Source organism: Bradyrhizobium sp. GW821-FHT13H06 (assembly GCF_058803975.1).
The window spans coordinates 660318-677689 of the sequence record NZ_JBXAPN010000004.1 but is presented as its reverse complement, the minus strand read 5'-3'; the positions used below and the strand labels follow the sequence as shown (position 1 = coordinate 677689).

Sequence of the window (17372 nt, the reverse complement as noted above, 5' to 3'; positions counted from 1 at the left end):
GCAGCTTCGATGTTCCCCTGCCTCAAGGATAAACACAGGAGCCAAAACTGGTCAAATGACCAATTTTGTGCAACATGCAAATTTGTGCGCCACGGGATAGACAATCGCGCGCGCATTGGAGAGACGGATGACAACTGCGGCACGTGAGCAGGTCGGCGCCAAGGGCGAACGGACGCGACGCCAGATCATCGTCGGCGCCTTGCAGGCGCTCGCGACCGGGGGCGTCGCGGCGACGACGACCCGCGACATTGCGGCCGGTGCCGGCGTTCGCCTCGCCACGCTGCACTACCATTTCGAGAGCAAGAGCGCGCTGCTGCTTGCGGTGCTCGAACATCTGATCGATGAGACGACCACGGCGCTGCGCGAGGAGACCGGCGAGGCGGCTGACATCGCAAGCTGCATCCGCGGGTCCCTGCGTGCCGGCTGGCGCTATCTGACGCGAACGCTCGAGCTGCAGATCGTGCAGTACGAGCTAACCTTGTACGCGCTCCGCCGCGACGATGCAGTCGGGCTCGCGGGTTATCAATATGATGCATATATCAAGGTCTATCAGGACATCCTGCAGGGCGTTGCTGGGCGCACCGGCGAGCTCGATGCGGCTGAGTGCGCCGACGTTGCGCGGTTCATGCTGGCCGGTATCGATGGACTATTGTTGCAGGAGCTGGCGAAGCCGAACAGGACCAGATCATCGCACGCGATCGAGACGCTGATCGCGGCGACTCAGGTATTCGCAAGCGGGCTGTCGAACAACCGTAAAGCGCGAAAGGCGCGGAGGCCCGCGACGCGGGGATGAGCGCTGCTGCATAAGTCGGCGGAGTCGGCTATCAGCGCAGCCTGGCGCACAACCGTCGCCCGCACCGGATGCGAGACGGGTATATCTGCCCGCTCGTCCACACGGACAAGCACTGGCGGAGTTTCTTCGCAGCTATCGGGCAGCCGGTTGTTTTCGAGAACGACAAGCGGTTCTCCTCGCAAAGCGAGCGGCTCGCTCACAAGTCTACGGATATCTGGCCGGCGTGCTGGCAACCCGCACGACGGCGGAGTGGATCGGCATTCTTGCCGAAGCTGACATTCCCGTGGCGCACATGAACTCTTTGGGGGATGTCGTGAGCGGCGAGCACCTGCTCGCCATCAACTATTTTCGAACGATCGAGCATCCATCGGAGGGACTGGCCGTCCGAATGGCAAGTGTCGCTCGGCGATCGAAAAACGAAGAGATGGTGCCATATTGATGCTAGCGGCGGAGCCGCCGCGCGGTCTTCGTGGGCTCGCGCCCAACGATCGCCTCGAAGATGCGATGGTGATCCTCGTGGCGGCGGCGAACGTCTCCTTCTTCAAACGCCACGACATTGCGTGGCGACGAGACCGGCACCTGCTGACACGGATAGACCATGTCGTTGAGGAGCCGCGAACCGGCAGACGCATGGATCGTGACGTGGAAAGATGCATTGATCCGGCTATACTCAGATCGATGCTCGTCGGTGATCTGCCCATTGCGAAGCAAATCGTCGCCGTCCCGGAGCGCCTGTTGTAAGGTCCCTATCTCGCCGACGTTAAGCCCGCGCTCGGCGCTGAGTCGCGCCGCAAGGCCCTCCAGCACGGCTCGCACTTCATAGGCGCTGATCACTTCGTCGATTGAGAATTCCCGCCGCGTATAGCCGCGGTTGGGCGTGTAATCGAGCAGTCCCTCCGATGCGAGCTTCTGAAGGGCCGCGCGGACGGGGGTGCGCGAGACGCCCAGCAGCGTCGTCAGCTTGACGAGAGGGACGAGCTCGTGCAGATGCTGGCGAACGCGTGGGGTCTCGCCGCCGCGTTCAGGGGCGTGAGCGGTATTATGCAGTCATGTTCGATCGCGTCGAGGGTGGCCGTGTGCGCCTGGTCAAGCGTGTGCACGACGAGATCGTGCTCGCCAGCGAGCCATTCGCTTGGCAACTCGACCGCAAATACAAAGTTGAGCTGCGCGTGGCCGGCACGTGTATCGAGACGTATGTCGACGGCAAGAAGATGTTCACCGTTAAAGACACTGGCGAACTGCCGCTGACCGGTGGAGCGGTCGCGCTTCTGGTTGACAGCGGTTCGATCTCGACTGAAGAAATACGCGTTTCCTCGAATGCGATGCGCGAAAGCTGGTGTCCTGAACCAGAAGTTCGGAATATTGCTCCGTTTTCTGCCGGGGCATTGTATCGGCAGAAGCGCTCGCTGGAAGCAAGGATGCCATCAGCGGACTTGGTCCATCGGAATGGTTTCGGATCGGCATCGTGTCGTTCGATGAACGAGGTGATATCCGCCCTGAGGGCAGCGACACTGCGATAGACGCCGCGCGGGGACAATCAGGGGCAACGCGCACCAAAGCGCGAGAGCAACTGTGATCGCCGGCCGGAGCGATCCTGCTTGTCGGATGCCCCGCTGTCGACTGAATGATTTCGCTCAGCACGATCCATACAGTGCAGGTGTCGTCCTCGAAGATCGCCAAAGCCTGGTCTTTTTGACAATTGCGAACCGCATGGGTAAATTCCGAACGGATGTTCGTTAGTCGAACAAGCAACTAGATGAGTTGGGGATGATGGATTTACGTGGCCATGGTGCCCGCGGCGCGAACCGCAGCGAGTCCATCGGCGCGCCCGATACGATTTACACCAACGGCAAGTTCCTCAAGGTTGACCCGCTGTTCGGCGTGGCGAGCGCGGTCGCCGTGAGAGACGGCCGCTTCGTCGCAGTCGGCAAGATCGATGAAATATCTGCGCTCGCGGGCCCGAACACGGCCGTTATTGATTTGGACGGTCGAACCGTCCTTCCGGGCCTGATCGATACCCATGCTCATGTCGAGCGGGCGGGATTGATCAAGTACACGGTGCAGCTGAACGACGTCACCACGGTCGAGCAGGCATTGACCCGTATCGGGGAGCACGCTGGCAGATTGCCCAAGGGGAAATGGGTTCGCGGTGCACAATGGCACCCGGTCTCGCAATTGGCCGAAAAGCGCTTCTTGACGCGCGAGGAACTCGATCGGGCGGCTCCCCACAATCCGGTGTGCTTGCCGATTGGCCACTTCACTCTCGTCAACTCGGAGGCATTGGCCCTCGCGAAAATAACGAAAGACACGCCTGATCCGGATGGCGGGATCATCCATCGCGACAAATCCACCGGCGAGCCGAACGGTACATTGGAGGAGGCCGCGGAGGACCTTGTTCACGACCTTTTGCCCGAATGGTCGGACGAGGATCGCGATGAGCAGATGAAGTTCGCGATGCGATACTTCAATCAATTTGGGCTGACCTCCGCAATTAGCGCGGCAGTCGATCCCGCAACTTTCCGCGCCCATCAGCGAGTCCGGCAAACCGGACAGGCGTCTTTGCGCATCAGCGCCATGTACGCGCCGACGGGCGGCCTCAATCCCAGCATGACGATCGAAGAATGGGAGCTGTTCTTCTCTCGCATCGGCGCAGCTTCAGACTTCGGCGACGATTGGTTGAGCTATTCCGGTGTCAAGCTTCAGATCGACGGCGGGATGACATTGCGAACAGCCGCGATGCGGGACGGTTACCCCGACGATCGCGAATACAAGGGGACCATCGTTATCGAGCCATCCAGGTTCAATGCCCTGGTTGCAGCGGCCAATCGCTATGGCTGGCGCGTCGGTGTTCACGCCGTTGGGGACGCCGCCATCGATCGTGTCTTGGACGCCTACGAGCTTGCGGATGCTGAGAGATCTATCAAGGGAAGGCGCTTTATCGTCATCCATGGCAGTCTGATGCAACCAGATCAAATGCAGCGTGCCAAGAAATTAGACGTGCGTGTCGATGCGCAGACCTCGTTCCTCTGGGACAAGGCGGCTGTCGTGGCGAAATTTCTCGGCAAAGATACCGCCGACCGGGCCTTCCCCATGCGAACCATGATCGACATCATGGGCTTGAAGTTGATTGGGCAAGGTACCGACTATCCGATCAACCTCCTAAATCCATTCGTCAATATGTATGTCATGGTGACCCGCCGCGACAAGAATGGCGACGTGTATGGAGAAGGCGAACGGATCAGCCGGAAGGAAGCTATCCAGCTCTACACGAGCGCAGCATCTCGATACTCGTTTTCAGAGGACAAAGTCGGATCAATAGAACCGGGCAAGTATGCCGACATGGTTGTTCTGTCCGACGATATCATGACGATCCCGGAAGAAAGCATCAAGGACATCACGGCTGTACGGACCATCGTTGGGGGGCGAACGGTCTACGACGGTGAGGCCATCTCATGAGCGCGACCTAAAAACGAGAACAACGTCATGCCGCACTTGGTGATCGAATACTCGGAAGGGGCGCTCGCTCGCGACGACGTAACAGGCTTGATGGAAGCGCTCTTTGAAGCCGCTTGGCGAACGGGGATCATGAAGGCGGAGGACGTCAAGGTGCGGGCGTGCGTCTACAACGATTTCCTGGTTGCCGGGAAGCGTGACAGCTTCGTGCATCTGTCGGTCTACTTGCTCGAAGGTCGATCGCCCGACCAGAAGGTTGAGCTGAGTACGAGCCTTCGACGGACGATGACAGAGCGATGCCCGGATGTGGTCAGCATAAGCGTGGATGTCCGTGACATGGACCCGGTCGCCTACAAGAAACGGCTGAAATGACGGGTGCTCGCCAAAAGGCGGCAGCTTCTCAGACGAGCAGGGGCTGCGCGGCGAGGGACATCTCTTTGAGGAGAGGCAGGAAGCGATCGATCATCTCACCGGTCGTGATGCGATCGACATGAGCGCCAATATTTGCGGCTGCGATGACGGCGCCATCGTAGCGGCGAATTGGCACCGATATGGAGCGAAAGCCCTCTTCGGCTTCCTGATCGACAAGGCTATACCCCTTGGTGCGGTCGGCAATGATTGTCGCAATCACTGCCGATTTGTCGAGCAGCGTCCACTGGGTCTGAGCCGCCAGCTTCATGCCGTCGACCGTTCTCGTCAGCTCGTCGTTTGCCAATCTGCCCAGCAGAACGCGTCCCACTGACGTGCAGAAAGCCGGCAGCCGATATCCTATGTCCAGTCCGCTCGAGAATACCCGCGCCGGACTCGAGCGGGCGATAAAAACGACCTCTTCGCCATCAAGGATCGCAAGGGAGCAGACCTCCTTGGCCTTGCCGGCGACCTCGTCCATCAACGGCTGCATCACGGTGCTGATTTGGTTCGACGTCAAATAGGCTGAAGCCAAAAGCAGTACCCTGGGCGTCAGCGAAAACAACCGCTCGTCGCTCACGACGAATCCGGATTTTACGAGGGTCATCAGGATCCGGCGCACCGTCGCACGCGGAAGATTCGCGCTCTTGGACAGGTCGCTGAGGGTCATTGGACGGCGATCGATGCCAAAAGACTGTATCACGCGAAGACCCCGATCCAGGGTCTCGATGAACTCGCTTCCCTCCCGCGCCTTTTCCTCTTCTTCCGTACGCTTCAGCCTCGGCATTTTATTGGGCGGTCCCTGTCGGCGGCCTCTCGGATGTGAGAACCATCACAAATCCGCGCGTCAGGCGCCAGCCTTGTCTCCGGCTGTCACCAGGGATTTGAGGTCAAAGGAAGCGTCTGCGGCCTGCTCCGGTGCAGGGGAGATCCCCGCGGCAATCAGGCGTCTGGCTGCCATTTGCTCGCCTGGCCGGTTGACGCTGTCCACCGCGACCAATCGGCCCTGGCGATAGTAGAAGACCGAGAACCTTCCGTCGTCGACCGAACCTCGGACCGCCTGCCGATCATACTGTCCGGCCAGCCCGACGATCTGCAGCTTGACGTCATATTGGTCGGACCAGAATCTCGGCACACTCTCATAGGGCGCTCGAGCGCCGGCGATCGCCAGTCCAGCGGCCTTCGCTTGATCCTGGGCGTTTTGCACCGATTCCAATCTGACCCAGTTTTCGCAAAAGCGGTTGAAGTGGTTGGCGCAGTCACCGGCCGCGAAAATGTCCGATGTTTCGGATTGTCCGTGCTCGTCAACAACAATTCCATTCGTGCATCTAAGCCCCGCCGAGCGCGCGATCTCGTCATTGGCGACACCACCAATTCCCACCAGCACCAGGTCGGCGCGGACATTGGCACCGTTGCCCAGCACGACAGCGGAAACTTTTCGATCGTTTCCTTTGAAGGAGGTAACCGTTTCGTCGAGCTTCACGTCGACGCCAGCCCGCAAATGCGTATCAAGAAGAAAGGTCGACAAGACCGGCGAGACCGCACGCTCAAGCAGGCGGCTGCTCGCTTCTACGACAGTGACCTTCTTGCCCAGCTTTGCCGCGGAGGCCGCAACTTCCAGCCCTATAAAGCCGCCCCCGACAATGACGATCTCCGCGGCATCGGCCAGCCGTGCTTTCAGGTCGATCGCATCGGTCACCGAACGCAGATAGAAAATTCCATCGAAGTCCGCGCCCTCGACCGCGATGCGCCGCGCGCGCGAGCCTGTGGCGATGAGGAGTTTTTCAAACTCCAGAGCGTTGTCGCCGGCCAGAGTGACCTGCCGCGCGCGCAAGTCAAGCAGCGTGGCGCGCTGCCCAAGAACGAGATTGATCTGCTTGCCTTCGAAGAAAGTCTCGTCGCGCAAGATCAGGTTTTGCTCGCTGATGCGCCCGAGAAGGAAGTCCTTGGATAGCGGCGGCCTCTGATACGGCAACCACTCTTCGTCGCACACAATGGTGATGGGCTGAGAATAGCCGGCGTCACGAGCAGTGAGAGCGGCTTGAATCCCGGCATATGAGGCGCCGATGATGACCAGCCCGGTCATGACCGCCTCGCCGGCACATGGACCACCAGCTCGTCGAGAGGGGCCAACACCTTCAGCTGGCAACTCAGCCGACTGTTCGGCTTTCGCTCTCCCGAGACGGCGGATAGCAACTCGAGCTCTTCTTCGCTCGGCTGAGGGAGAGAGCTTGTTTGTTCTTCGTCGACGTAGACGTGGCAGGTCGCGCAATCGAGGGAGCCGCCGCATTCGCCGTCAATACCGGGAATACCGTTGCGAACGGCCGCGAGCATCACGCTCAGGTCGCGTCCGACCTCGACGGATTTTTCGCTGCCGTCCTGCTGGACAAATCTCACTCGCGGCATTCGACCTCCGTTCTTGGTCTCTGTTCTGTCTACGAACATAAGTTCGTTAATCGGTTACAGTAAATCTAGGAGCCCCTCAATATCGATGTGGCCGCCGCCGTTGCGGTTCCATTAGGCACAGTTTGCGGAAATATTTTGCTTGCTCGCTCGTCACATTGGAGTCATTCTGAAACAAATCGAACCGTTGTTCGTCTACCGAACATGTAGGAAGACCGCAATGAAGCTGACGACAGCGATCGTGGGAGTGGTGCTGACATCGAGCGCGGCGTTTGCCCAGCAGCAGGAGGCCAATGCTCCCTCGCTTGCCCTGATCAACGGCAAGATTTTCACCATGGACGGTCAGTCAAAGGTTGCGGAAGCGCTTGCCGTTCGCGACGGAAAAATCTTGGCCGTCGGAGACACGGCGACGATCAAGGCGTTGGCCGGAAATCGCACCCGCACGATCGACTTGCAGGGCAAGACTGTCGTTCCCGGGCTGATCGACACGCACGCGCATTTCAGGGCCGCCGGTCTGTCGGACTACGTCGTAAATATGAGTGGCGCCAAGACTGTTGCGGATGCCCTCGCAAGCATCAAGCAGTTCGTGGCGAAGAAAAAGCCCGGCGAGTGGATCATCGGAAGCGCCTGGCATCCCCCGTCACAGCTCGCGGAAAAGCGCTACCTGACACGTCAGGAGATCGATGGCGTCGCGCCGAACAATCCGGTCTATCTCCGGACCGTTGGCCACTTCTCGATGGCCAATTCGATGGCGCTCGAGAAGGCCGGCGTAACCAAGGCCACCCCAAACCCAAGCGGCGGATCGTTTGAGCGCGACAGTGCTGGTGAGCTGACCGGCGTTCTGGTCGAGACGGCGATCGACAAGGTCGAAAAGGCCGTTCCGGAGTGGACAGCGGACGACGAGTTTCGCCAATTCAAGCTCGCGGAAGGTGTGCTAAACTCGTTCGGGATCACCAGCGCCGTAGAAGGGGCCACCTCGCCCAGAGACATCGCGGCCCTGCAGCGAGTGGCGCAGGCCGGTGAAGCAACGCTACGGGTCGGTCTCATGTGGCGCCCGGAGCCCCCCGCCGAGAACGCAGCCTGGGAGGACATCATGCGCGGCAACGGCGCCTCGTCGGGCTTTGGCGATGACTGGCTGAAGTTCGCCGGAATCAAGATCCTTTACGATGGCGGCATGACGCTCAAGACGGCGCTCATGCGCGAGGCCTATCCGGACTCGCATGATGACTACCACGGCATTGCCCAGCAATCGCCGCAACGTCTCAAGGAGCTGGTGTCCATTTGCAATCGCCACAATTGGCGCGTGGGTGTTCATGCCGTCGGCGACAAGGGCATCGACCAGGTCCTTGATGCCTTCGAAGCAGCCGACAAGGAAAAATCGATCAAGGATCGTCGTTTCGTTCTGATCCATGGAAGCTTGATCGTGCCCGAGCAAATGGAGCGCGCGAAGCGCCTCGGCGTCAGAGTCGACTTCCAGAACGTGTTCATGTGGGACAAGGCGACCGCCGTCGAGCGTTTCCTGGGTGCGGCGGTCGCCAATCGGGCTGTGCCCACGAAAACTCTCATCGAGAAGGTGGGGCTGAACAGCCTCGGCGCAGGCACCGACTTCCCGGTGAACACGATCAATCCCTTCATCAACATGTACATCATGGTGACCCGCAAGGATCCTGCCGGACGCGTTTATGGAGCGAACGAAGCCGTCAGCCGCGAGCAGGCGCTGCGCCTCTACACCAGCGCGGCATCGCACTACATGTTCGAAGAGAACGAGAAGGGGACGATCGAGGCCGGAAAACTCGCGGATCTGACCGCGTTGTCGGCGGACCTCATGACGGTCCCCGAGGAACAGATCAAAGACATCAAAGCCGACCTGACAATTGTCGGCGGCAAGATCGTGTTTCAGCGTTAGTCTGCGTCCCGATAGCAAGAGGACGCATCTCGAAGCCGGAGAGAGGAGACCCAAGTCATGATGAGCCAAGAGCAGAACGACCTCATTACCCGCGTCGGACCAAAGGCGCCTGCGGGAAAGCTGATGCGGATGTATTGGCAGCCTGCTGCACTTGTCGACGAACTCGAGGAGGGACGCCCCATCAAGGCCGTCAAGCTTCTCGGTGAGAACCTCGTTCTGTTCAAGGACGAAACGGGGCGCTATGGTCTGCTCGATCGCGACTGCCCGCATCGGGGCGCCGACCTTGCCTTCGGCCGGCTCGAGAACGGTGGCCTGCGCTGCGCCTTCCACGGGTGGCTGTTTGACACCACGGGACAGTGTCTCGAGACGCCCGCCGAGCCTGCAAACTCCTCGCTCTGCAAGAACATCAAGCAGCGGTCCTACCCCGTCCTGGAGAAGGGTGGAATCCTGTGGGCGTATTTGGGTGAAGGCGAGCCGCCGGCGTTTCCGGAGATCGACTGCTTCGCGGCGCCGGGCGAATACACCTTCGCCTTCAAGGGCCTGATCGAATGCAATTGGCTGCAGGCCCTGGAAGTCGGCATCGACCCGGCTCATGCCTCGTTCCTTCACCGGTTCTTCGAGGATGAGGATACATCGGCGGCCTACGGCAAGCAGTTTCGCGGTGCGTCGGCCGACTCGGAAATGCCCATGACGAAGGTCCTGCGCGAGTACGACCGGCCGATCATCAACGTCGAGCACACCGAATACGGCCTGCGGCTCATCGCCTTGCGAGAAATCGACGAGCAGCGCACCCACGTTCGCGTCACCAACCAGCTGTTCCCGCATGCGTTCGTCATTCCGATGAGCACGGAGATGACGATTACCCAGTGGCATGTGCCCGTCGACGACGAGAATTGCTATTGGTATGCGATTTTCACCAGCTACGCCGCGCCCGTCGACAAGGCGAAAATGCGCGCGCAGCGCCTCGAGCTTTACGAGTTGCCGGAATACCGCTCGCGGAAGAACAAGTCGAACGACTACGGCTTCGACCCGCACGAGCAGGCGACCGAGACTTACACCGGCATGGGCGCGGACATCAACGTCCATGACCAGTGGGCCGTCGAGTCGATGGGCGCCATTCAGGACCGGACGCGTGAGCATCTCGGGCAATCCGACAAGGCGATCGTTCAGTACCGCCGGCTGCTTCGCCAGGAGATCGAGAAGGTGGCTGCCGGGGGCAAGCCGCTGTTGTTCCTCGACGCTGCCAGCGCGCGCAGCATCCAGGGGCCGGCCACAATGGACGGCATCGGTCCGACGAAGGGCTGGGAAACCTACTGGATGGAAGTGGACGTCAGGCGTCGTCGGGGCGCTCCCTGGGCCGCGCCGGTGCCCGCCGAGCTCGCCAAGAAGGTGCCTCACCTGACCGCCGCCGAATAACCCAGGCCGGCCCAGCTCAGCAAAGGAGATGTCGTTGAGTTTCGTCGAAAAGCACGGTCTCTGGTCGGCCGAACAGAAGGAGGCTGCCATCCGCATGCGGCGGATGGCGGAGGAGCAGGAGCTGCATACGATCCGGCTCTCCTTTCCGGACCAGCACGGCATCTTGCGCGGCAAGGCGCTGGTCGCTTCCGAGGCGCTCTCGTCGATCGAGAGCGGCTGCTCGATAACGACGACATTGCTCGCGAAAGATACCTCTCACCGCACGGTGTTTCCCGTCTTCACCGCCGGCGGCGGGTTTGGGATGAACGAAATGCAGGGGGGAGGCGACGTCATGATGGTCGCCGATCCCACCACCTTCAAGGTTCTCCCCTGGGCACCAAAAACGGGGTGGGTGCTTTGCGACCTCTACTTCTCCGACGGACGACCCGTGCCCTTCGCTACCAGGGGCCTGTACAAATCCGTGCTGGGGCAGCTCAAGGACCGGGGCTATGATTTCAAGGCGGGCCTCGAGGTCGAATGCCACATCTTCAAAGTCGAGAATGCCCGGCTAGCACCTAGGGACGCCGGCAGTCCCGGCCAACCGGGTGAGCCTCCGGAGGTCAGCCTGCTTTCGCAGGGCTATCAGTACCTGACGGAGCAACGTTATGACCAGATGGAGCCTGCGCTCGAGCTGATCAGGCAAAACATCGTGGCGCTGGGCTTGCCGCTTCGGTCGATCGAGGTGGAATACGGGCCGAGCCAGTGCGAGTTCGTGTTTCAGCCCACCGTCGGCATTGAGCCGGCGGACACGATGGTACTGTTTCGCACGGCAGTGAAGCAGATCTGCAACCGCCACGGCTATCACGCGACCTTCATGTGTCGGCCGCGGATACCGAACGTGATGTCATCGGGGTGGCACCTTCACCAATCGCTGGTCTCCCGAACAGACGGCGCCAACGTGTTCATGACGAGCGAACCGGCCGGTCTGTCGAAACTTGGCAAGCACTATATGGCGGGGCTGCTGGAGCATGCCAGGGCATCCGCGGTCTTCTCGACACCGACGATCAATGGCTACAAGCGCTACCGTTCCTATTCGCTGGCTCCGGATCGGGCGATCTGGGGACGCGACAACAGGGGCGTCATGATCCGCGTGCTGGGCGGTCCCGACGATAAAGCCACCCGGCTCGAAAACAGGATCGGCGAGCCGGCCGCAAACCCCTATCTGTACATGGCGTCGCAGATTCTGGCCGGCCTCAACGGCATTGATCGCCAGCTCGATCCCGGTCCGTCGGCGGACACCCCCTACGAGACCAAGGCGAACCTCCTACCGACCTCCTTGCGCGAGGCGGTGTTCGCGTTGCGCGATGACCCCTTCTTCCGCGAGGCTCTGGGAGAGAAATTCGTCGACTACTACGTTTTCATCAAGAACGCGGAAATCGAGCGCTTCCAATCGACGGTCACCGAGTGGGAGCAGCGAGAATATTTCGAAATGTTCTGAAATGGCATCACCGAAGCAGGAGAAGAGAGACATGGGCTTGAGGTTTGGACTTGTTGGGGCCGTCGCGATTGCCACCGCCTGGATCTCGCCGGCACAGTGCGACACGATCAAGGTGGGGATCATTGGCACCATGTCCGGTCCGTATGCCTTGTTCGGCCAGAATTTCAAGTACGGCATTGACGCCTGGGTGGCCAAGCATGGATCGAAAGTCGGCGATCATCAGATCGAGTTCGTCTATCGCGACGAAGAATCGCCGAACCCTGCCAAGTCGAAATCATTGGCTCAGGAGTTGATCGTCAAGGAGAAGGTTCAATACGTCGCGGGACTGTACTTCACTCCGGACGCGCTGGCCGTCGCTCCACTTCTCGAGGAAGCGAAGGTACCTATGATCGTCATGAACGCCGCTACGTCCGCGATCGTCGAGAAGAGCCCCTACATCGTGCGGACGTCCTTTACGATGTGGCAGAACACGGTCCCCGCGGCAAAGGTGGCGAAGGCGAGAGCGGCCAAGAAGGTGGCGATCGCCGTCAGCGATTACGGTCCGGGCGTTGATGCCGAAGCAGCCTTCAAAAAGACGTTCGAGGCAGATGGAGGCACCATTGTCCAATCGGTCCGGATGCCGCTCAATACGACCGATTTCGGCCCAATCATGCAAAGGATCAAGGATTCCGGCGCTGACATGATCTTCACGTTCTTGCCGGCCGGTCCGCCGACCCTGGGGTTCGTCAAGGCCTATATCGACAACGGACTGAAAGCGTCCGGCGTGAAGTTGCTGTCCACCGGTGATGTCGTGACCGAGCCAGATCTTCCGAACATTGGTGACAGCGGCGAAGGCATCCTGTCGACTTACCACTACGCGGTCTCGCACGACTCTCCAGAGAACAAGGCCTTCCTGGCCGATATGATCAAGGCGGGCGCCAAGCCTGACGACATCACCATGGCGTCGGTCGCGGCCTATGACGGTGCTCGGCTCATTTACAAGATGGTCGAGGCCACGAACGGTCAAAAGGATCCGGACAAAGCCCTTGCGGCCGTGAAGGGCATGAAATGGGTCAGTCCGCGCGGCCCCGTGTCGATCGACCCGGATACCCGGCATATTCGTCAGAACGTTTATCTGCGCGAAGTCGTGAAGCAGGACGGCAAGTTCCTCAACAAGGAACTGCAAACGTTCGATGCGCAGCCGGACTGGGGCCTGGCGAAGAACTAGAGCGGATTGCTCGCGAAGTAAATCTCGCGAGCAATCTCTTCATCGTGTCGGAGAAGGGCCCAGAATGAGTGGTCGGCCGCAGTCTATTCGCTTCGTCGCCGGTCCCACCAATCGCGATGCCAGCGACCGAATTCCAGACGATGCGCTGGTGACGCAAAATGGCTCCATTGTCGGCGTTCAGGACGAGGCCCTCTCACGCAGCCAGACGATCGCGAGCTACACGCAGGGCGGCGCGTATGTGATGCGACAGGAGAGCTGGCGGGGCACTCTTCGCGCCGGTCGCGCCGCGGACCTGATCGCCTTGGAACAGGACCCGTTCGACTCGTCAGTCGACCTGCGGTCGGTCAAGACCTTGATGACGGTGGTCCGCGGGACCATTCAGCATGACGCGTTGGGGTCGCAACATTTCAAAGCCGCGGAAGTATTCAACTAATGGCGTGGACGGTTCTCAGCATCGGGCTGGATGCCCTCTCGTACGGCATGGTGCTTTTCATCATCTCCATCGGGCTGTCCATCATGATGGGCCTGATGAGGGTAGTGAACCTTGCTCATGGCGCATTTGCGATGATCGGGGGATATCTCGCGTCTTTTGCGCTCAAGAGCGCAGGAGTTGGATATCCGCTCGCGATTGTCCTGGCGGTCCTCGGCACCATCGTGATCGCCTTTCCGCTTGAGTTTCTTCTCTACCGCCGGATTTATCGCAAGTCCGATGAGCTGACCCAGATCTTGCTCACGATCGGCATTGCGTTCGTCATCATCGGCGTTGCCAACTACATTCTTGGCCCGACAACCAAATCCATTCCGCTGCCTCCGCTGCTGAGCGGTCCCGTCGATCTCGGCTTCCGAATGATCCCAGCTCATCGGATTTTCGTGATGATTTGCGGAGTGTGCACCGCAGGCTTGCTCTGGCTGCTGATCGACCGCACCGAGTTCGGGATCCGGCTGCGTGCCGCGGTCGACAACGGTGATATGGCCGAGTCGCTTGGAATCAAGACGCAGATCCTTTTTTCCGCGACATTCGCGCTTGCGGTCGGCCTGGCGGCGTTCGGGGGTGTGGTGGGCGCCGAACTCTTGCCCGTCGAACCATTTTACGCGCTCAGATATATGGTGACTTTCCTTGTCGTCGTCTCGGTCGGCGGGGCAGGATCGATACCAGGCGCCGTGGCGGCATCGATATTGCTTGGTCTTGCGGACACGACCGGCAAGTACCTTGCACCCGAATATGGTGAGTTCTTCTTCTATCTTGCGGTCATCCTGGTCGTGTTTCTGTTTCCGAACGGCCTTTTGGGCAGGAGGCACTGACGTGACCGATCGAATCATGGTCGATGGCATGAGCGCGCCTCGTTTCTCCGTCCCGCTCGAGCTGCGCGCTGTCGTGATCACGCTGGTGCTCGGAGCGCTCGGCTATACGCTTTTTCCGGACGACCTCGCGTTTCTGACAAGGCTGATCAGCATCACGCTTCTGGTGCTGTCGCTCGATCTGGTCACGGGATATTGCGGTGTCGCCACCCTGGGGCATGCGGCGATCTACGGTGTGAGCGCCTACGTCGTTGGTAACGCCTGCCTTGCCGGGCATTCCGACCCCCTGCTGCTGTTGCTCGTGGGGGCGGTGGCCGGTGCTCTGATGGGGTTGGTCTCAGGGCTCCTTGTCACGAGGTTCAAGGGTCTCCCCCAGCTCGTGCTATCCATTGCCGTCGGACAGCTCATCGCGGCGCTAGCCAACAAACTGTCCAGCCTGACGGGCGGAAGCGACGGATTGTCCGGCATTTCGCCTGGACGAATCTTCGGGGTCTATGCTTTCGACATGTACGGGCGCACCGGCTACGTATTCTCCGTTGCGGTGCTCATGGTCGTGTTCGTGGTGCTGCTTCGAATCGTGCGCTCTCCCTTCGGCCTTCTCTGTCAGGCAATCAAGGATGACAGCCTTCGGGCACGGATGATCGGTGCCCGCGTGTATCCCCGGCTCGTGCTGATGTATGGCGTGTCGGGGGTTGTTGGCGGAATTGGTGGCGCTCTCAACGCCATCAATACAGGCGTCGTGGGACTTGATAGCGTCGGATTTGAGCGGTCGGCTGAAGCTCTCGTTATGCTCGTCCTGGGTGGCGCGGGCAGTCTCTGGGGCGCGCTGATCGGATCCATCGTCTTCCAGGTGTTCGAGCACTATGTCTCGGCTGCAAATCCATTCCATTGGATGACCATGGTCGGTGCGTTGCTGATTGCGGTCGTGTTGTTCGCCCCCAAAGGCCTGGTATCCCTGGGGGGCTTGCTTGCTGGTCGCACCGCGTCGCTGCTGAGGAGGCGCCCGTGAGCCAGTCCCTGCTTGAACTGCGAAACGTTTCGATGTCCTTCGGCGGGATGAGGGTCAACGATGATATCTCCTTCAGTATCGGGAAGGGAGAAAGGGTCGCATTGATTGGCCCGAACGGCGCGGGCAAAACCACGCTCGTCAACGTTATCTCCGGTGACTTGACCCCTTCACAAGGGGCCGTACACCTCGCCGGTGTTGATGTGACCGCGCTACCGATTTCCGATCGCGTCGATGCCGGCTTGATCCGGACATTTCAGATTACGAGGCTCTTCAAGAGCCTGACGGTCGCACAGAACGTCGCGCTCGCCGTGATGCAAAGGAAGGGGCTCACGAGACATATGTTCTCCTCCCCGATTGATCGGCCGGACGTTCGCCTGGAGTGGGAACGGGCCCTTGGAACGCTCGGTATCGCACATCTAGCCGACAGGCAGGTCTCGCAACTGGCGTACGGTCAGCAGCGCCTTCTTGACCTGGCAATCGGGCTTGCTCTTGAGCCGAAGGTCCTGCTCCTGGATGAGCCCGCGGCAGGGGTGCCGTCAGAGGAGTCTTCCAAGATCATCGAGGCGATCGACAGATTGCCTTCTGATATTGCGGTTTTGATGATCGAGCATGACATGGACCTGGTCTTCAGATTTGCCCGCCGTGTGCTCGTTCTCGCCAACGGAAAGCTGATCTTCCAGGGCGATCCGACAGAAGTCACGAACCATCAGGAAGTCCGTCGAGCCTATCTAGGTAGCTACGCAGATGCCCGCCACGCGTCTTGAAGTCAAAGGTCTCAGTGCTGGGTATGGCCTCACGCGTGTCGTGGATGACATGTCTTTCGAGGTCTTGCCTGGAGGTCGTCTCAGCGTCCTTGGTCGAAACGGAGTCGGCAAGACGACCTTGCTCGCATCGCTAATGGGTCTGACAACCCATCATGGCGGGAAAGTATTCCTGGGCGAAGCAGATCTCACGGATTCCAAGGCATCTACACGTGCTCAGCGAGGTCTCGGCTACGTACCGCAGACACGCGACATTTTTCGGTCGCTGACGGTGGAAGAAAACCTGGTCGCAGGTCTCAAAGATCGAGGTCGAGAGGCGCTTGAAGAGGTCTACGTGATGTTCCCGAGGCTGGCTGAACGCCGGCGCCACTTCGGGACGCAGTTATCGGGCGGCGAGCAACAGATGCTTTCGCTTGCCAGAACGCTGCTAGGAAGGCCCTCGGTTCTCCTCTTGGACGAACCGCTTGAGGGTCTCGCCCCGGTGATCTGCGATCAGATCATGGACATCATCACGGCGTTAGCAAGCTCTGGCGAGATGACCATCGTTTTGGTCGAGCAGCAGATCGAACGAGCACTACGGTTTGCCGATCAGGTCATGGTGGTTGAACGGGGCAAGGCGGTCTGGAGTGGGGAGTGCGCGCACTTGCGCGACGACCCTAAGATGGTCGAGCGCCTGCTCGGTGTCGGATTACATTAAAGCGGGCGGTGTTCCTGCTGACCCAATATGACGGTTCGGCATCATCGCCGACACGATGCGACAAGCAGAACTCAAGCACTTCGCGGCGAAAATTCTGTTTGGGCTCTAGGTCGCCCTTTATCTTCATCTTCTCAGCTGGAACCATCCACGTCTTTGCTTCGAAGTCGAGCTCGGTCCATTCCATGAGCCGGATTTCTTGGCTGCGCGACACGGTGAGGATGCCGACTTCTGTGCAGCGCGCGGCATTGCCGGGATCAGAGCGCAGCCCTGTCATCATTTGCGGCATCTTCGTGTAAGGCTCGGACCGATGTCCCTTTTTGCGATTCAGCTTGCGGGGCGACGGCAGCAGGTATTTGAGGTTGCCGCGCCATGCGGCCTTCTCGTGCAAGCTCGGCACGTCGCGGATGGAGAGCTGCCATTGAGTTTACTCCTCTTTGACGCGCGGATCGATGCCCTGGCGCTTCAATGCAACCTTGTATTCGCGTGCCTTCTCGCGCGCTGCTTAGGGTCAGAACGTCACCCCCTGCGCTGTCGCGGTCGCCA

17 protein-coding genes and 3 pseudogenes are annotated in these 17372 nt (G+C 60.0%); 13 read left to right on the top strand and 7 right to left on the bottom strand.

The genetic code is table 11. From position 1 onward, the window contains the following. Positions 1-127: 127 nt before the first annotated feature. Together AC1RQP_RS20515 and AC1RQP_RS20510 are read left to right on the top strand one after the other, a co-directional pair. Entirely contained in the window at positions 128-793 is a 666-nt protein-coding gene (locus AC1RQP_RS20515; RefSeq protein ID WP_239622472.1) for a TetR/AcrR family transcriptional regulator, read from the top strand. Between the two features lie 68 nt (positions 794-861). Further along, positions 862-1232, top strand: a pseudogene (locus tag AC1RQP_RS20510) (CoA transferase). Positions 1233-1234: 2 nt separating this feature from the next. On the opposite strand, the gene AC1RQP_RS20505 reads toward AC1RQP_RS20510, so the two are convergent. From AC1RQP_RS20505 to AC1RQP_RS20495, 3 genes and pseudogenes are all read right to left on the bottom strand, one after another. Continuing rightward, a complete protein-coding gene (locus tag AC1RQP_RS20505) occupies positions 1235-1627 on the bottom strand; it encodes an FCD domain-containing protein (RefSeq protein WP_492938303.1) in 393 nt (130 codons plus the stop codon). A 42-nt stretch (positions 1628-1669) separates the two neighbouring features. Then, positions 1670-1753 (bottom strand): annotated as a pseudogene (locus tag AC1RQP_RS20500) (GntR family transcriptional regulator); the annotation flags it as partial. Positions 1754-2186: 433 nt separating this feature from the next. Beyond that, positions 2187-2321 (bottom strand): annotated as a pseudogene (locus AC1RQP_RS20495) (IS630 family transposase); the annotation flags it as partial. Between the two features lie 239 nt (positions 2322-2560). Between AC1RQP_RS20495 and AC1RQP_RS20490 the strand changes: the two are divergent. Together AC1RQP_RS20490 and AC1RQP_RS20485 are read left to right on the top strand one after the other, a co-directional pair. After that, on the top strand, positions 2561-4249 hold the full coding sequence (locus AC1RQP_RS20490) for an amidohydrolase (protein WP_492938302.1): 1689 nt from the start codon (positions 2561-2563) through the stop codon (positions 4247-4249). 27 nt (positions 4250-4276) lie between these two features. Further along, positions 4277-4618 carry a 5-carboxymethyl-2-hydroxymuconate Delta-isomerase gene (locus AC1RQP_RS20485; RefSeq protein WP_028182201.1) on the top strand — a complete coding sequence of 114 codons (342 nt, stop codon included), beginning with the start codon at positions 4277-4279 and terminating at the stop codon, positions 4616-4618. 28 nt (positions 4619-4646) lie between these two features. Here AC1RQP_RS20485 and AC1RQP_RS20480 read toward each other — a convergent pair whose 3' ends face one another. Genes AC1RQP_RS20480 through AC1RQP_RS20470 form a run of 3 tightly spaced genes read right to left on the bottom strand, consistent with a single transcriptional unit; the run spans position 4647 to position 7099 of the window. Then, on the bottom strand, positions 4647-5441 hold the full coding sequence (locus tag AC1RQP_RS20480) for an IclR family transcriptional regulator domain-containing protein (protein WP_492938301.1): 795 nt from the start codon (positions 5439-5441) through the stop codon (positions 4647-4649). Between the two features lie 60 nt (positions 5442-5501). Next, positions 5502-6740 (bottom strand): NAD(P)/FAD-dependent oxidoreductase, encoded by a 1239-nt coding sequence (locus AC1RQP_RS20475; protein WP_492938300.1) that lies wholly within the window; start codon positions 6738-6740, stop codon positions 5502-5504. Next, positions 6737-7099, bottom strand: coding sequence for a 2Fe-2S iron-sulfur cluster-binding protein (locus AC1RQP_RS20470; RefSeq protein WP_492938299.1), 363 nt, complete (start codon positions 7097-7099; stop codon positions 6737-6739). The genes AC1RQP_RS20475 and AC1RQP_RS20470 overlap by 4 nt, the downstream gene beginning before the upstream one ends. Before the next feature lie 178 nt (positions 7100-7277). Between AC1RQP_RS20470 and AC1RQP_RS20465 the strand changes: the two genes are divergently transcribed. The 9 genes from AC1RQP_RS20465 to AC1RQP_RS20425 all read left to right on the top strand — a co-directional run bounded on the left by AC1RQP_RS20465 (position 7278) and on the right by AC1RQP_RS20425 (position 16829). After that, positions 7278-8963 carry an amidohydrolase gene (locus AC1RQP_RS20465; protein WP_492938298.1) on the top strand — a complete coding sequence of 562 codons (1686 nt, stop codon included), beginning with the start codon at positions 7278-7280 and terminating at the stop codon, positions 8961-8963. 57 nt (positions 8964-9020) lie between these two features. Beyond that, positions 9021-10379: an aromatic ring-hydroxylating dioxygenase subunit alpha gene (locus AC1RQP_RS20460; RefSeq protein WP_239622480.1), complete on the top strand. Its 1359-nt coding sequence runs from the start codon at positions 9021-9023 to the stop codon at positions 10377-10379. 34 nt (positions 10380-10413) lie between these two features. Further along, entirely contained in the window at positions 10414-11856 is a 1443-nt protein-coding gene (locus AC1RQP_RS20455; protein ID WP_239622481.1) for a glutamine synthetase family protein, read from the top strand. 31 nt (positions 11857-11887) lie between these two features. After that, a complete protein-coding gene (locus AC1RQP_RS20450; RefSeq protein ID WP_492938297.1) occupies positions 11888-13063 on the top strand; it encodes an ABC transporter substrate-binding protein in 1176 nt (391 codons plus the stop codon). Positions 13064-13127: 64 nt separating this feature from the next. After that, positions 13128-13496 carry an amidohydrolase family protein gene (locus AC1RQP_RS20445; protein ID WP_492938296.1) on the top strand — a complete coding sequence of 123 codons (369 nt, stop codon included), beginning with the start codon at positions 13128-13130 and terminating at the stop codon, positions 13494-13496. Continuing rightward, positions 13496-14365, top strand: a complete 870-nt coding sequence (locus AC1RQP_RS20440; protein ID WP_492938295.1) for a branched-chain amino acid ABC transporter permease — start codon at positions 13496-13498, stop codon at positions 14363-14365. The genes AC1RQP_RS20445 and AC1RQP_RS20440 overlap by 1 nt, the downstream gene beginning before the upstream one ends. Positions 14366-14393: 28 nt before the next feature. Further along, positions 14394-15371, top strand: coding sequence for a branched-chain amino acid ABC transporter permease (locus tag AC1RQP_RS20435; RefSeq protein ID WP_492938428.1), 978 nt, complete (start codon positions 14394-14396; stop codon positions 15369-15371). Between the two features lie 32 nt (positions 15372-15403). Beyond that, positions 15404-16135, top strand: coding sequence for an ABC transporter ATP-binding protein (locus AC1RQP_RS20430; protein WP_492938427.1), 732 nt, complete (start codon positions 15404-15406; stop codon positions 16133-16135). Next, positions 16116-16829, top strand: coding sequence for an ABC transporter ATP-binding protein (locus tag AC1RQP_RS20425; protein ID WP_239622485.1), 714 nt, complete (start codon positions 16116-16118; stop codon positions 16827-16829). Before AC1RQP_RS20430 ends, AC1RQP_RS20425 begins: the two co-directional genes overlap by 20 nt. Here AC1RQP_RS20425 and AC1RQP_RS20420 read toward each other — a convergent pair. Continuing rightward, a complete protein-coding gene (locus AC1RQP_RS20420; protein WP_239622486.1) occupies positions 16789-17217 on the bottom strand; it encodes a site-specific integrase in 429 nt (142 codons plus the stop codon). The genes AC1RQP_RS20425 and AC1RQP_RS20420 overlap by 41 nt on opposite strands. Positions 17218-17372 lie beyond the last annotated feature (155 nt).

What these genes read in the sequence shown, in the direction of transcription:
- AC1RQP_RS20425 (WP_239622485.1), top strand. Translation starts at nt 16,116, where the DNA reads ATGCCCGCCACGCGTCTTGAAGTCAAAGGTCTCAGTGCTGGGTATGGC.
- AC1RQP_RS20515 (WP_239622472.1), top strand. Translation starts at nt 128, where the DNA reads ATGACAACTGCGGCACGTGAGCAGGTCGGCGCCAAGGGCGAACGGACG.
- AC1RQP_RS20465 (WP_492938298.1), top strand. Translation starts at nt 7,278, where the DNA reads ATGAAGCTGACGACAGCGATCGTGGGAGTGGTGCTGACATCGAGCGCG.
- AC1RQP_RS20435 (WP_492938428.1), top strand. Translation starts at nt 14,394, where the DNA reads ATGAGCGCGCCTCGTTTCTCCGTCCCGCTCGAGCTGCGCGCTGTCGTG.
- AC1RQP_RS20480 (WP_492938301.1), bottom strand. Translation starts at nt 5,441, where the DNA reads ATGCCGAGGCTGAAGCGTACGGAAGAAGAGGAAAAGGCGCGGGAGGGA.
- AC1RQP_RS20430 (WP_492938427.1), top strand. Translation starts at nt 15,404, where the DNA reads ATGTCCTTCGGCGGGATGAGGGTCAACGATGATATCTCCTTCAGTATC.
- AC1RQP_RS20440 (WP_492938295.1), top strand. Translation starts at nt 13,496, where the DNA reads ATGGCGTGGACGGTTCTCAGCATCGGGCTGGATGCCCTCTCGTACGGC.
- AC1RQP_RS20460 (WP_239622480.1), top strand. Translation starts at nt 9,021, where the DNA reads ATGATGAGCCAAGAGCAGAACGACCTCATTACCCGCGTCGGACCAAAG.
- AC1RQP_RS20470 (WP_492938299.1), bottom strand. Translation starts at nt 7,099, where the DNA reads ATGTTCGTAGACAGAACAGAGACCAAGAACGGAGGTCGAATGCCGCGA.
- AC1RQP_RS20475 (WP_492938300.1), bottom strand. Translation starts at nt 6,740, where the DNA reads ATGACCGGGCTGGTCATCATCGGCGCCTCATATGCCGGGATTCAAGCC.
- AC1RQP_RS20485 (WP_028182201.1), top strand. Translation starts at nt 4,277, where the DNA reads ATGCCGCACTTGGTGATCGAATACTCGGAAGGGGCGCTCGCTCGCGAC.
- AC1RQP_RS20450 (WP_492938297.1), top strand. Translation starts at nt 11,888, where the DNA reads ATGGGCTTGAGGTTTGGACTTGTTGGGGCCGTCGCGATTGCCACCGCC.
- AC1RQP_RS20490 (WP_492938302.1), top strand. Translation starts at nt 2,561, where the DNA reads ATGATGGATTTACGTGGCCATGGTGCCCGCGGCGCGAACCGCAGCGAG.
- AC1RQP_RS20445 (WP_492938296.1), top strand. Translation starts at nt 13,128, where the DNA reads ATGAGTGGTCGGCCGCAGTCTATTCGCTTCGTCGCCGGTCCCACCAAT.